The organism is Variovorax sp. YR752, from assembly GCF_943372545.1.
Window position 1 is genome coordinate 17,600 of record NZ_CALRZC010000013.1, and the last position, 13,602, is coordinate 31,201.

Genomic DNA, 13,602 nt, shown 5'->3' on the forward strand with positions numbered 1-13,602 from the left:
AGGGGGTGACGCCGGGCAATCCAGTCGGGATTTTGGATAACAATGTCCTGATCGTGGCGCCGGGTTTGGCGGCGTGCATTTCTCTAACGATGAAGTATGAAGATATCTCCTACCAGCATTCCGGACGTCGTTGTCCTGGAGCCCAAAGTCTTCGGTGATGCCCGAGGCTTCTTCCTCGAGAGCTACAACGAGGAAGTGTTCCGGCGATCGACGGGTTCGGAGCTGACGTTCAAGCAGGACAACCATTCCCGCTCGTCGAAGGGCGTGTTGCGGGGGCTGCATTTCCAGGTCGAGCAGCCACAGGGCAAGCTGGTCCGCGTGGCGCGAGGCGCGGTGTTCGACGTCGCGGTCGACATCCGTCCCACGTCTGCGACTTTTGGACAATGGGTCGGTATCGAATTGAGCGAGGACAACAACCGGCAGCTCTGGATTCCTCCCGGCCTGGCGCATGGCTTCCTGGTGCTGAGCGAAAGCGCAGACTTTCTCTACAAGACCACCGAATACTATGCGCCCGCCCACGAGCGAAGCATTGCGTGGAACGACCCGGCGATCGGCATCGAGTGGCCACTGTTCGGGGCTTCCCCGGTTCTGTCGGCGAAAGACGCCGCCGCGCCGTCGCTTGCCGCCAGCCTTGCCGGAGACGGGCGTTGATTCTGGTCACTGGCGGGGCCGGATACATCGGGTCCCACACATGCATAGAGCTGGCGCGTGCCGGGCATGAATTCGTGGTGTTCGACAATTTCTCCAACAGCACCCCTGCCGTCCTGGCGCGCATGGAGCAAATCATCGGGCGGCCGGTGATCTGGCATGCGGGCGATGTCCGTGACCCAGCGGCATTGGACAAAGTCTTTGCAGGGCATCCGGTGTCCGCGGTCCTGCATTTCGCGGGGCTGAAGGCGGTGACCGAATCGATCAGCCAGCCGATCGACTACTTCGACCACAACGTGCACGGGTCCATTGCGCTCATGGGGGCAATGGCGCATGCGGGATGCAAGACCTTGGTCTTCTCGTCATCCGCAACGGTCTACGGGCCCGAGCAGCCGATGCCCGTTGCCGAGGATGCACCATGTGCGGTGAGCAATCCCTACGGGCGCACCAAGCTGGTTGTGGAAGACTTGCTGAATGAGCTGGGCCGCTCCGATCCGCAATGGCGCATTGCGACGCTCCGGTACTTCAACCCGACGGGGGCACACCCCAGTGCACTGATCGGCGAAAGCCCTTTGGGTACGCCCAGCAACTTGATGCCGCTGGTGTGCCAGGTGGCAGCGGGGATTCGTCCTTCGTTGCAGATCTTCGGTGACGATTACCCGAGCCCTGACGGAACCGGCGTGCGCGATTTCGTCCATGTCATGGATCTTGCAGAGGGCCACGTGGCTGCGCTCGATTTCCTTACGAAGAATCAGGCTCGCATCGTGGTCAATCTCGGAACGGGGCACGGAACCTCGGTGCTGGAAGTCATCCAGACGTTCGAACGGGTCAGTGGCCAGCGTGTCCCTTATGAAATCGTGGCGCGGCGGGATGCGGACATCGGCATCAGCTTTGCCGATGTGCGTCTTGCGCGCGAATTGCTGGGCTGGGTCGCCAAGCGCGATGTCGATGAGATGTGCCGCGATGCATGGCGGTGGCAGGCTGCGAACGGCAGCTGAAGAGAACAGGCGATCGCTCGCGGGCGAATCAGCCGATGTAAGACGATGAAAAAAATCCCGAAACGGGACGGGGGAGACGCAGTGTCTGATTCAATGTTGTCGACTGGCGCGACGGTGTGCGCCATTCCGGGTGTGTCTCCCGGCGGCGTGCGAGTTGGTCACGGTATTGCCGGCGAAATGCTGCTGTCGCACTCCGGCGTCGCCGGCGCTTTCAGGGAAGCTGAATGAGCCGTCTCGTGTTCGTTTCCACGGAGCTGGCTCCGTACACGCCCGGGGCCGTCGGCCGGGTGATGCTCAACATGCTGCGCGCGCTCGACGAAGCAGACCGCATGCGCACGACCCTGGTGATGGTCGATGCCGCCGTTGACGCCATGGCGTTCAAAGCCGCGTTCCCTCATGTGGAATTGGTCGAGGTCGACACCCGGGCGCCCCAGGCTCGCTTCACCGATTCGCGCCACCACCCACCCGCCTCGGCGTACTCGAACACGCTGTGGCACTGGCGCTCGGCTTGCGTCTTCAGAGCCCTGGCCGAATTGAGCAAGAGCGGACCCATCGATTACCTGGAGTTTCCGGATCTCGGGGGGCTGGCATTCTGTACCTTGCAGGAGTGTCGGCTCCAGGGCTTTCTGCCTGATGCCATCGTGGCCGTTCGTCTTCACGGATCGCACACCGCCCTCCTGCACGCTGAAGCGAGACCGCTCGCGATCGCAGATCTCAACTTGAGCGACCTCGAGCGCAAATGCCTGCGCGATTGCGATTACGTCATTGCGTCCAGCCTCGCGGTGAGCGAGGCCGTGCGCGACATCTTCGATTTTCCGGCGCAGGAATGGGAGCCTCGGGTGCTCTGCCATGTGCCGTTCGATGGGATGTCGCTCGTCACGGATACGGTGCCCGCGTCATCTGGCCAAGCCGTGGTCTTCGCCTCCGAATTCCAGCGGTCGGGGCGCCCCGATCTCTTTGTGCGCGGCGTCGTCGGCCTGATGCGCAACTGCCCGCAGTACACCGGCACGATGACGCTGGATGCGCGCAGCACCGACGAGGCCTATCGTGCGCAGATCGAACGGCTGGTTCCGCCGACGCTTGTCGAGCGTGCCGTTTTTCTGGCGCACGCGGAGCAGCAGGTGTTCGACGCGCTCGCCGCAAATGCGACGGTCGTGTTCCCCGGCACCTTCGAGGCTGCGGCCACGGCTGCGCTGAACGTGTCACTTCAGGGGGGGCGCGTGATCCTGAACAAGGCGAATCCCGCGTTCGGCGAAGGCACGCCTTGGCTTGACGGGATCAACTGCCTGACGTTCGACGGAACGCCCACGGGACTGGTCGAGGTGCTGGAACGCAACTTCGTCCGCAATGAGAAACTGGTGCCGGTGCGCCATCCGGAAAGTCCGTGGCCATGGCTCAACGCTGCGAAGCGAAAGCGGGCGTGGCGGGCATTGGGTGAACAACTCCCCCTGGTCTCGGTCGTGGTGCCTCACTACAACCTCGGGGGCTACTTGCCCGCGACACTCGAGAACCTGATCGGGCAGAACTACGGGAACATCGAAATCCTCGTGGTGGACGACGCGTCGACGGACGCACAGAGCGTGTTCGGGATCGAGGAACTCGCACGCAGCGCGGACCCCCGCATCAAGGTGATCCGACTGGCTGCGAATGTCGGGCTGGCGGGCGCGCGCAATGTCGGCGTTCGTCATGCGACCGGACCGTACGTGCTGACACTCGACGCCGATGACCTGATCCATCCGCGTTTTCTCGAGGTCGGCGTGGCCGCGCTGGAGAACAACGCGGAGTTCGATATCCTCGTGACGCCGGCGGGTTATTTCATCGATGGAGACGTGCCGCCTGTGGTCGGAACGGTGGTTACTCCCTGCCGTGACTACGCCATGTTTTCCGGTGAAGCCGTTGTCGCCGGATTGCTCGAGAACAGGTTTTCCACCGCAACTGCGCTTTTCAGGCGCTCGGCGATGGAACGGTTTCCCTATCTTGAGAGCTTGAGCTGCTACGAGGACTGGTCGCTCTTCATGAGGATGTGCGATGCGGGCCTGCGGTTCATCGTTACCACGGACGCCTTCTTCTTCTACAGGAAGCGGCGCAATTCGATGGTGCACACGCCGCGCGATCTTGCCCGCAGGCGCATCGAATACAGCGACCTGCTGCGAACAAGTGCCCCTGCATCGCTCAGGCAAAAATCCAGGCAGCTTTTGGTGGGCCTTGGCTCAGCGGTCGCCGGCAACCAGTCGGAGGCTGTCGATGACTCCGTGGTCGCGCCTCCCAGGATGGAGCCCACGGCGGAAGAACTCATCAGCGGGCTCTTTGGATCCGGAGGGCAGTACGACGAGCAGATTGTTTTCGCGAGCCTCAAGGCTTCGCGTTGGCTCGAGCGCAACGCGCCTTGGATCATTCGGGGTGGCGTGTTGGCTGCCCGCTGGACCTGGCAGGCTTATCGCTTCGTTCGCCGCAAATGATGAAAATTCGACTCATCGATTCAGGCAATGGATACGCCATCCTGAATCGGCTGAATAAAAAATTCCAATGCATTTAGCCAAAATTCATGGAAAAGCTGATTTGTATTTCGTCGATTAATTTCGCCTGATGAAAACAGAAAAAAACAAAATTGAAAGCTTGCTCGAATCAGGGCATTTGAAGCTGTTGCTCATATTCTTCGGCATCGCTTTGATCGCAAGAGGCGGCGTCCTTGGCCGAGGTTTTGCCGTAGATGATTACTCGTTTGGGCAAGGATTCTCAACGAGTGAGTTCGATGTTTTTCTTGCGCAAGGGCGTTTTTTTCTGGCGGCAATCGACGGGGCTATACACGCCTTGGGCGTAAACATAGCCGATATCTATGTTTCCCTGGGATTTCTCTCGCTGCTACTGCAAGCCGGATTGGTTTTGGCGGTGTTGAGGTTTGTTGGAGCGGCTGACAGGCCTGGTGCCGTCATTGCGGGCGCGCTGATGGTGGCGCACCCATACCTTGCTGAAATACTTACCTTCCGCATGGTGCTTCCAGGCTATTGCGTTGGAGCGCTGCTTACGATCATTGCGCTTGAAGCATTGTCGCAAGATGCCGAAAAGAAAAAAAGAAACCTTCTGGTCTCTCTCGCCGCGACGGTGGGAATGCTTTTTGTTTATCAGGGTTTTTTGAATTATTTTTCAATCGCATTGATTTTTTCGTTTTTGTTTGGCGAGGTTTTTAAAAATACATCAGCATCGGATGGCCGACTCATCGATGACCATCGCAGGCGGGCCTTGAATCTGTTGCTCGTGTGCGTGGTTTCTGTCGCGATTTTCCTGGTGATCGTGACCATTTCCAAGCGGCTCGGCCTTATCAGCCTGACGAGTCGCGCGGAATTTATAAAATTGCATGAAGTGCCCGAGAGAATTTCTCAGGTTGCCGAATTGATCGCAAAGATATATTGGCTCGGAGAGCCGATGGGGGCTCACTGGGTGAAAGTTATCATTGCTATGATGCTTGTCATTGCTGGTCTTGCGGTGTGTGTTGAAATTTTTCAAAGCCCGGGAGAAGGCGGGTCTCGAATTAAAAAGATGGCATTTTTGCTTGCAGCCCCTTTGCTTGTGTTGGCTACGGTTGGCGTCATTCTCCCTTTCAAGGATTGGTGGCCAGTGCCAAGAGTGCTTTCGCAGACGTCGCTGATCATCGGATTAATTTTCTTGCTCGCATATTCGATATTGCGCCGAAGGCTGGTGAAAATGCCTGCGGCCGCGTTCATGGTGGTCCCCGCTGTTCTTCTCGTGTCTTTTGTTTTCAAGAGCAATCAAGTCTTCGCCGATCAGCAACGCCTGAATTCGTGGGACAAGATGAAAGTCAATCGAATTGTTGCTCGCCTTGAGCAAAATGCTGACTTTCAAAAGATAGAATATGTTTTCTTTAGTGGCGGTAGATGGAGCTATCCGGCAGGGCTGGATACTGTTCAAGGCGACATGAATGTGTCCGCGCTTTACCCGGCTTATTCAAAAATGCCATTGCTGCTGGAGGTTTCTGGATATAAATTCAAGCTGGCGGTTGGCGAGCAGGTGGTCCTTGGTGAAAATTTCTGCAAAACTGCAACAGCCTGGCCAAGCGAGGGGTCGATTTCTGTAATTGGAAATCTGGCGGCAATTTGTTTGGGAGGATGAATTTCTGACCTCCTCTTTGCCCTCTTGGGATGCCGGGCTGAAATGAATCGGCCGATAATTAAAAGTGTGATGCATTGCAATGAATGACGCTCAAAGAGTATCCGTCGTAATCCCCGTTTATGCGGGAGAGCAGACGCTTACCGCCCTTGTCGCTGAAATTGAAAAATTTACTTTGCCTCGCACAACAGCCGAGGGAGTCGAATTTTTTGTGTGCGAAATATTACTCGTCCATGATTGCGGCCCAGATCGTTCGGACGTCGTGATCGCCGCGCTCTCGGAGAAATATTCTTTCGTTCACCCGGTATGGCTGTCCCGCAATTACGGGCAGCACGCCGCGACGATGGCTGGCATGGCGAGTGCAACGGGCGACTGGGTGGTGACCATGGATGAAGATGGGCAACAGGATCCAGAAAGCATCCAGGCTCTGCTCGATCAAGCGCTGCGAGAAGGCTTGCAGCTTGTTTATGCCCAGCCTACAAATCCGGCCCCGCACGGGCTCGTTAGAAATTTTTTCAGTAGAGCCGCCAAAATCATAAGCATGCGGCTTCTGGGTAACGCATCCATTGGTCGTTTCAACAGCTTCAGGTTGATCGACGGAGAAATAGCGCGTACCTTGTCGGCGTATTGCGGAAATGGTGTATACCTTGACGTCGGACTCTTCTGGATAACTGGCCGAATTGGGCATTGCCCGCTCCAACTCAGAGAAGAGTTTGGCCGACCATCGGGCTATTCATTTCTTTCACTCGTCAAACATTTCTGGAGCCTGGTTTTGACGACCGGAACCCGGCCGCTCCGACTGATCACGATCGTTGGGGCCTTTTCAATACTCTTTGCTATTGGCTTTGCGCTCTATGCCCTGTATGAAAAATACACGGGACAAGTTCCCGTGGAGGGTTGGGCATCGCTGGCGGTCGTGGTGGCTTTTTTCTCAGGAGTCATCCTCACAGCACTCGGAGTCATTGCGGAATATTTAGCGGTGACGATGGGGATCGCAATGGGCAAGCCGCTCTACGTGGTCAGTTCCAAGCCGACCCGGTCGAACCGTTCATGACACTGGCTTGGGTCCTGGGTGCGCGAGGTCTGCTGGGATCGGCTTTGTGTCGGGCGCTCTCACTTCGCGGTGTGAGGCCATTTGCGCCCTCGGAAAAATTTCAATGGACCAATGAATCGAGTCTGCGGTCGCAGATTGAATCGGCTGTCCGTGAATTTTCCGCCCATGCGAGTCAGGCGAACCACTGGGAAATCTATTGGGCCGCAGGCGTGGGGACCATGGGGAGCTCCGAAGAAGCACTTGGACCGGAGACCCGTGCCCTGGCTTGGCTGTTGGAATTGATCCAATCGGACACCCGGCTCGTCGCCATGCCCGGCAAACTCGTTTTCTCTAGCTCTGCGGGAGCGATCTACGCGGCTTGCTCGGACGAAGTGATCACAGAGCGCTCCTTGCCAGCGCCTAACAGCGCATACGGCCGGGAGAAGCTGAGTCAAGAAGATTTGCTGCGATCATTTTGCGCTGCGAATCCAGCGATGACGGTGCTCCTTGCCCGCATATCCACACTCTATGGTGCGGGTCAGGCAACGGGAAAACCGCAGGGGCTGTTGACGCATGTCGCACGCAGCATCGTTCGAAACAAGCCGGTAAAAATTTATGTTCCGATCGACACCATTCGTGACTATATCGCGGTCGACGATGCGGCAATGGAGTTAATTTCAGTGCTTGACGAATTGAATTCAAGCCGCGGTTTATCCGTGAAAATTATTGCCTCGGAGCGCCCGGTGACGATCGCTGAAATAATTTCCATATTCAAGAGGGTTGCAAAAAAGTCACCGAAAATCACGACCGGAATCAGTGGTTCATCGAAGCTATTTTCGCGGCGCGTTCAGTTTCGCTCCATTGTTCCGAGCGGGCCACGCAGGCGAAAATTTCGCAGTCTCACGGTGGGCATTGCGCAATTGCTCGGTGCCGAGCGGTGTGCGCATGCAAATCCTCGCCGCCAATCAAATTCGGGCTGATCTCGTGAACTTGTTGAAAATGAAGAGAGATGAAATTTTCTCCTCTCAATTCATTCGATTTCTCGTTGTGGGTGTTATAAATACCCTGAGCGGGTTGTCGATAATATTTGCTGCGAAGTATTTCTTCCATGCGGGGGATGTCGTCGCGAATCTCATAGGCTATGGCGTTGGGTTGTGCATAAGTTTCAATCTCAACAGCCGATGGACGTTTGCGTATGAGGGGCGGCAACTGACTGCGGTAGTGAAATTCATTCTTGCTACTGCAGTTGCCTACGGCGCAAATCTCCTGACAGTCATTGTTGCAATAGAACACCTCGGGTTGAATAGCTATCTTGGGCAGGCAATGGGCATGCCTGCGTACACAGTTACAGCTTATCTGGCGAGCAGGTATATCGTGTTTCGCCCGACCCGTTCGTGACCCGGAGCGGTTGCTGCTGGGACACAGGTCAATCGGAATTGTTTTTCATCGGTGTGCTGCTGGTGGCTGCGGGTGTCACAGGTATGAAATGTCAACCGTATACTCGCCCGACTTGCTTCGGCGCGGGACACCTTTCTTCTGACTTACCACACCGTTGCACATGACTCTTTTTATCTATGGGGCCGGCGGACTGGGACGCGAAGTGCTGTCCGCCCTGCAAGCATGTGGGGAGCGCGTGTCCGGCTTCATGGTTGATCCGGGCTTCTCGACGGCGGATATCCAGGGTCTGCAAGTGCGAGCCGAGCGTCTGGAGGCTTTGTCGGACCCTGCCGCGCGCTTCGTCCTGGCGGTCGGGGATGGCAGGGCGCGTCAACGTGCAGCGCTGTCGCTGGGTACCGGCACTGAGTTTGTCACGGTGCGGCATCCGGCCGCAGTGATCGGCTCCTGCGTTTCAATCGGCGAAGGAACCATGGTCATCGGCCTGTGCAGCATCACGACGGATGTCTCGATCGGGTCCCACGGGCTGATCAATCCCGGTTGCACGATCGCCCATGACTGTGTGCTTGAGGACTTCGTCAATCTCGGGCCTTCGTGCGCTCTTGCGGGGCGCGTCACGATTCAAGAGGGCGCCAATCTGGGCGTGGGCGTCTCGGTCGCGCCAGGCGTCGTGATCGGTGCCTGGTCGACGGTGGGTGCTGGCGCGGTGGTGATACGGGACGTCGAGCCCGGATCGACCGTCGTTGGCGTTCCGGCGCGCCCCATTCGGCACAGGGGTGACCCTGACCCTGCGGTTCTCTCTTCGACCTAGTCTTTTATCGCCCCACTGCTCAGATGCCTCAAGCCATGCCCAATCAAGAACGCGACGCTTCCCCAGCGACGATCAAGGTTCTGCGACCGAAACTGCCGACGTCAGCTGAACTCCTCCCTTACCTGGAGCGCATCGACAGCTCCCGCACATACAGCAACTACGGGCCACTCAATGGGGAGTTCGCGCGCCGTCTCGGCGACCTGGTCGGAGGAAGTCACACGACGCTGACCTCCAATGGAACCACCGCAATCGAGCTTGCGCTGAGGTTGCGCTGCGACCAAGGCGGTCATTGCCTGATGCCGGCATTCACCTTCATCGCCAGCGCGCACGCGGTGTGCAATGCCGGGCTGACGCCGTACCTGCTTGAAGCAGACCCCGACTCCCTGGCGCTCACGCCCGAAATCGCGACCGCAGCGCTGAACTCGGTGCCCGGTCCGGTCGCGGCCGTGCTGGTCGTCAGTGCCTTCGGCGCACCACCGGACTTCGCCGCGTGGGCCGACTTTGAGGCGCGGCATGGGATTCCCGTCGTGTTCGATGCGGCGGCGGCATTGACCTCGCTCTCCGGTATCGGCCAGCAACCCGTGTGCGTGAGCCTGCATGCCACCAAGACGCTGGGCATCGGCGAAGGTGGCGCCATCTTCTGTGCCGACCGGACGTTGATGGAGCGCGCAACGGCCCTGACGGGTTTCGGATTCGTCGGCCATGAGCGCCTGTCGTCACTGCGCGCGGGCAACTATCGCATTTCCGAATACTCGGCAGCGGTGGGTCTTGCCGGGCTGGACGGGCTGTCGACGCGTATCCAGGAGATGCGTGAATTGACGGCCGCGTATGCGAGTCGACTGGAAGGAAAAGCGGTGCAGCTCCAGCGCGGCGTCGGAATCGATTGGGTCACCATGACACTGAACGTGATTGTTCCGGCTGCGGATGTTGCCGCGACCCTGGGGCGGCTCGACGATGCCAAAGTCGAGTGGCGCCGCTGGTGGGGCCTGGGTTGCCACAAGCATCCGGCGTTCAAGGATGTGCCGATGTCCGATTTGTCGATCACCGATGCCCTCGCGCCCCGTGTCATCGGCTTGCCTTTCCATGCCGACCTGTCGCCAGGTGACCTGGACCGCGTCACCGGTTGCCTCCAATGAGCACGAGCCCGCTTCTTTCGTACATCGTTCTTTCGTACAACTACGAGCGCTACATAGGCAAGACATTGCGCAGCATCCTGGACCAGACGGTGCAGGACTTCGAGATCGTGGTCGTGGACGACGGATCCATCGACAACTCGGTGGCCATCGTTTCCTCCTTTGAAGACCCGCGCATCAGACTGTTCGTCAATGAGAAAAACCTGGGCGGCGCGGCGAGCTACAACCGGGCGGTTCAAGAAGCGCGCGGCGAGTGGTTGGTCAACCTGGATGCGGACGATTGGGTCGATCCGCGAAAGGCTGAAATCCAGTTGGAAGCGGCTGCCCGGAATCCACAACTCGATGTCATTGGCACCTATGTCGAGATCTATGACGAGAATGACAATCGACATCCGTCGGCCGATGCGATGGAGGCGGGATACAACCAGCCGCGCGACCTGAATCTGGTCGACACCTGGATCGGTGCCAACCATCTGTGTCGGTCCTCCACCATGGTGCGCGCTTCCGCGCACAAGCGAATCGGGTTGGATGATCCGCTGATGGTCCGTGCGCCAGACTACGAGCTGTGGACGCGCGCGTTGCAGCACGGATGCAAGTTCGCCATCATTCCGCAGCGCCTGACTTCTATTCGTGCGCACTCGCGCGGCGTGACACATGGTGACCCGGTCGGCACGCTGCTCGAGGTCAGCTACGCGATGCAACGCAACCTGGTGCCTCTTGCCGAAGCCCGTTCGCTGCTCCTCTCCATCACTCGAATGGCTGCATGGACATGTCGCCACCCAGCGCTGAGCCAGTTGCCGCCATTGCAGGCACACAGGCTGATTGGCGCGATGATGCAATCGACAGCGGCTTCAGATTTCCAGCATTTCCTCGCCATGCTGGGAAACTACAGTGACCATCCTGAGCTCGCCGAAGTCGGTCGACGCTCCTTCGCATTCGTGGGGCCGAGCGCCGATGCCTATCAGGATGTCGACAAACTTCACAGTGACATCCGGGCCTATATCGGGGCGAGGGACTACTTCAAAGGGGAGTGCGAGAACTGGGAGCGCGCCTATCGCACGCTTCAAGCCGAGCACCAAGCGCTCAACGAAGCTCTGGCCTCACGCGGTTCACTCTCTCTTCCCCGGCGTGCTTGGTCGCGTCTTATCCGTACCCTGACCAAATGAACTCGCCCCGTATCCTGGCGCTGCTCCCTTTCCTGGTGAAGGGGGCTCTCTCGATTGCGATCTTCCGTGCGCTCCGAGCGCGCGGAGTCGAAATCACGGTTGCCTATTGCGGCGATGCCTCGGCGGCCTACGAGCCCGATGCGTTGGAAGATTTCGCTTCGACCGGGCACCTTCTCGATCTGTCCGACATGAGCGCGGTGACCCGGTTCGATCTGGTTCAGGAACAGCTTGTCGATCGCAAGATCGATCTCGTGCTGCAGGTAGGCGCTACACAGCTGTATCACCTGCTTCCCTATTGGAAAGAGCGGTTGCCTGAGCTGCGGATCGCCGACATTCTTTACAACGAAATCGGCCATACGTTGAATCACTTCCTCTATGAAGGATGTTTCGACGCGGTGATCGTCGAGAGTGATTTCATGGGCGGTTTCATCAGACGTTCATCCCTCAGGCCTGATCCTCCCGTTGTCGTCGTACGCAGCGGTGTCGACCTGGACGAGTTTTCCCCTGCCGCCGCGCACAGCGGCACTGGACTCAAGGTCGGATATGTGGGCCGGATGTCAGACGAGAAGAATCCCGTCGGTTTCGTCGAGCTGGCGCGGCGGCTGGCGAGCCTCAACCCCGGGCTCGAGTTCGAAATGTTCGGTACGGGCCCCGATGCGGCCATGGTCAAGGAGCGTGTTGCAGCCAGTGGGATCACAGACAGGCTGAGATATCACGGCTTTATGGAGCACGCCAGAGATGCGTTGCACCAATTGGATGTACTCATCCTGCCGTCGAAGTTCGATGGCAGACCCGTTCTGGTCATGGAGGCGAATGCGTGTGGTATTCCCGTGATCGCAGCGCCGGTGGGCGGAATCCCTGAACTGGTGGCCGACGGGGTCAACGGCTTTCTGATGCACCCGACCGAAACCGAGCGCATTCATGGGTTGCTGTCCAGGTTGCAGGAGCAACCGCAGACACTCCAAGCGCTGAAGACCGCAGCGCGCACCCATGCGCTGGAGCATTTCAGCCGCGACAAGATGATCGAGGCGTATGCGGCCGCCTTTGCGAAAGTGGCCCTCGTTTGAAAGAGACGCACGACCGGTATCGCGAGCTTCGCTGTGACGCGCGTAGCAGCAAGCGCACGGGCCCAAACGATGCCGCAGCAACCCACCATTGAAAATCTCAGGGCACTGACCAGCCTGCGATTTTTTGCCGCAATGATGATTGTGGTCTTGCACGGGTCCAACAGTCTTGCCTGGCCATGGCTGCGCGGTGCGCCTTTGGCGCTTGCACAGGGCGTCAGTTTCTTCTTCGTCCTGTCCGGTTTCATCCTGACGCATGTCTACGCTGATCGCCCACCCGGGTCGATTTTGACGTTCATGCGCGCAAGGGTGGCGAGACTTTGGCCGGTGCACGTGGTCGGCATCGTCTTGCTGGTCGTCAGCGTGGCGCCAGACTCGATCACGTTCGACGGTCCCGGGATTTTCAACAAGTGGGTGGTGCTCGGCTTCAATGCCATCCTCGTGCACTCGGTTTTCCCCTTTCTGGCGTACACGTTCTCGTGGAACTCGGTGTCGTGGAGCATCTCGACAGAGATGTTCTTCTATCTGGCGTTTCCGTTTCTGCTGGTCAACATCGAGCGCACCTGGCACTGGAAGCTCTTGGGCGCCGCTCTGTTGGCGGCGGTTTTGATCGCAGCGCTTCGCATCGCGGCGGTACCGATCCAAAGCGATGACTTCAATCGATTCACTGCGGGCTATGCGACCTACCCGAGCCCATTGATGCGTGGGTTCGAGTTTGTGCTTGGCATGTCGACCAACGTGCTGTGGAGGAAGTATCTGAGCCCTCAGTCCAGATCGCTGTGGTGGTGGACGGCAGTCGAAGTGTTCGCACTCGCTGTCTTCGCATGGTGGATGTTGACGGGCTTCTACGTGGTGCAACGACAGTTCCCGAGCCCGTGGTTCAACCTGTTTTTTCAGCCGGCCGGATCGTGCTGGGCTTTTGCATTGGCGATCGGGTGTCTTGCCTCCGGTCGCGGCCTGGTCGGGCGATTGCTGTCCGTGCGCCCGCTCGTATTTCTTGGCGAGATCAGCTTCTCCATCTACATGCTGCATCTCATTCTGATCAAGGCATTCGTCACCACGTTCGCATGGCCGGGCGTCCCCGAAGTTGTCTACTTCAGTGTGCTCTTCGTGCTGGCGACGGCGGTCTATCTGCTCGTTGAAAAGCCTGCACAGCGGCTGCTGCGCGGTGGGAGCAAGGCCAAGACCTTGCATCCGCCGATTGCAGAGCGAGCGGCGGCAAAGTAGAG

At 58.5% G+C, this 13,602-nt stretch carries 12 protein-coding genes; all 12 read left to right on the plus strand.

The features are described 5' to 3' along the window. Positions 1 to 96 precede the first annotated feature (96 nt). The 12 genes from rfbC to AAG801_RS04935 all read left to right on the plus strand — a co-directional run bounded on the left by rfbC (position 97) and on the right by AAG801_RS04935 (position 13,600). Positions 97 to 651, plus strand: a complete 555-nt coding sequence (rfbC, locus tag AAG801_RS04880; RefSeq protein ID WP_341887417.1) for a dTDP-4-dehydrorhamnose 3,5-epimerase — start codon at positions 97 to 99, stop codon at positions 649 to 651. Further along, complete coding sequence (gene galE, locus AAG801_RS04885; RefSeq protein ID WP_341887418.1) at positions 648 to 1,646, plus strand: UDP-glucose 4-epimerase GalE; 999 nt, start codon at positions 648 to 650, stop codon at positions 1,644 to 1,646. The genes rfbC and galE overlap by 4 nt, the downstream gene beginning before the upstream one ends. Positions 1,647 to 1,870: 224 nt before the next feature. Continuing rightward, positions 1,871 to 4,105: a glycosyltransferase family 2 protein gene (locus tag AAG801_RS04890; RefSeq protein ID WP_341887419.1), complete on the plus strand. Its 2,235-nt coding sequence runs from the start codon at positions 1,871 to 1,873 to the stop codon at positions 4,103 to 4,105. 127 nt (positions 4,106 to 4,232) lie between these two features. Beyond that, positions 4,233 to 5,774 (plus strand): glucosyltransferase domain-containing protein, encoded by a 1,542-nt coding sequence (locus AAG801_RS04895; protein ID WP_341887420.1) that lies wholly within the window; start codon positions 4,233 to 4,235, stop codon positions 5,772 to 5,774. 79 nt (positions 5,775 to 5,853) lie between these two features. Further along, positions 5,854 to 6,825, plus strand: a complete 972-nt coding sequence (locus AAG801_RS04900) for a glycosyltransferase (protein WP_341887421.1) — start codon at positions 5,854 to 5,856, stop codon at positions 6,823 to 6,825. Then, a complete protein-coding gene (locus tag AAG801_RS04905) occupies positions 6,822 to 7,784 on the plus strand; it encodes an NAD-dependent epimerase/dehydratase family protein (RefSeq protein WP_341887422.1) in 963 nt (320 codons plus the stop codon). Before AAG801_RS04900 ends, AAG801_RS04905 begins: the two co-directional genes overlap by 4 nt. Then, positions 7,750 to 8,202, plus strand: a complete 453-nt coding sequence (locus AAG801_RS04910; RefSeq protein ID WP_341887423.1) for a GtrA family protein — start codon at positions 7,750 to 7,752, stop codon at positions 8,200 to 8,202. The genes AAG801_RS04905 and AAG801_RS04910 overlap by 35 nt, the downstream gene beginning before the upstream one ends. A gap of 160 nt (positions 8,203 to 8,362) precedes the next feature. Beyond that, positions 8,363 to 9,010: an acetyltransferase gene (locus tag AAG801_RS04915; RefSeq protein WP_341887424.1), complete on the plus strand. Its 648-nt coding sequence runs from the start codon at positions 8,363 to 8,365 to the stop codon at positions 9,008 to 9,010. 35 nt (positions 9,011 to 9,045) lie between these two features. Then, a complete protein-coding gene (locus tag AAG801_RS04920) occupies positions 9,046 to 10,146 on the plus strand; it encodes a DegT/DnrJ/EryC1/StrS family aminotransferase (protein WP_341887425.1) in 1,101 nt (366 codons plus the stop codon). Next, complete coding sequence (locus tag AAG801_RS04925; protein WP_341887426.1) at positions 10,143 to 11,309, plus strand: glycosyltransferase family 2 protein; 1,167 nt, start codon at positions 10,143 to 10,145, stop codon at positions 11,307 to 11,309. The genes AAG801_RS04920 and AAG801_RS04925 overlap by 4 nt, the downstream gene beginning before the upstream one ends. Further along, positions 11,306 to 12,376: a glycosyltransferase gene (locus tag AAG801_RS04930; RefSeq protein ID WP_341887427.1), complete on the plus strand. Its 1,071-nt coding sequence runs from the start codon at positions 11,306 to 11,308 to the stop codon at positions 12,374 to 12,376. The genes AAG801_RS04925 and AAG801_RS04930 overlap by 4 nt, the downstream gene beginning before the upstream one ends. A 69-nt stretch (positions 12,377 to 12,445) precedes the next feature. Next, the gene (locus AAG801_RS04935) at positions 12,446 to 13,600 is read left to right on the plus strand and encodes an acyltransferase (protein ID WP_341887428.1); all 1,155 of its coding nucleotides are present in this window, start codon (positions 12,446 to 12,448) and stop codon (positions 13,598 to 13,600) included. Positions 13,601 to 13,602: the final 2 nt, after the last annotated feature.

Excerpts from the sequence above, each read along its gene's own strand:
- rfbC (WP_341887417.1), top strand. The coding sequence starts at position 97 with ATGAAGATATCTCCTACCAGCATTCCGGACGTCGTTGTCCTGGAGCCC.
- AAG801_RS04890 (WP_341887419.1), top strand. The coding sequence starts at position 1,871 with ATGAGCCGTCTCGTGTTCGTTTCCACGGAGCTGGCTCCGTACACGCCC.
- AAG801_RS04895 (WP_341887420.1), top strand. The coding sequence starts at position 4,233 with ATGAAAACAGAAAAAAACAAAATTGAAAGCTTGCTCGAATCAGGGCAT.
- AAG801_RS04900 (WP_341887421.1), top strand. The coding sequence starts at position 5,854 with ATGAATGACGCTCAAAGAGTATCCGTCGTAATCCCCGTTTATGCGGGA.
- AAG801_RS04905 (WP_341887422.1), top strand. The coding sequence starts at position 6,822 with ATGACACTGGCTTGGGTCCTGGGTGCGCGAGGTCTGCTGGGATCGGCT.
- AAG801_RS04910 (WP_341887423.1), top strand. The coding sequence starts at position 7,750 with ATGCAAATCCTCGCCGCCAATCAAATTCGGGCTGATCTCGTGAACTTG.
- AAG801_RS04915 (WP_341887424.1), top strand. The coding sequence starts at position 8,363 with ATGACTCTTTTTATCTATGGGGCCGGCGGACTGGGACGCGAAGTGCTG.
- AAG801_RS04920 (WP_341887425.1), top strand. The coding sequence starts at position 9,046 with ATGCCCAATCAAGAACGCGACGCTTCCCCAGCGACGATCAAGGTTCTG.
- AAG801_RS04925 (WP_341887426.1), top strand. The coding sequence starts at position 10,143 with ATGAGCACGAGCCCGCTTCTTTCGTACATCGTTCTTTCGTACAACTAC.
- AAG801_RS04930 (WP_341887427.1), top strand. The coding sequence starts at position 11,306 with ATGAACTCGCCCCGTATCCTGGCGCTGCTCCCTTTCCTGGTGAAGGGG.
- AAG801_RS04935 (WP_341887428.1), top strand. The coding sequence starts at position 12,446 with ATGCCGCAGCAACCCACCATTGAAAATCTCAGGGCACTGACCAGCCTG.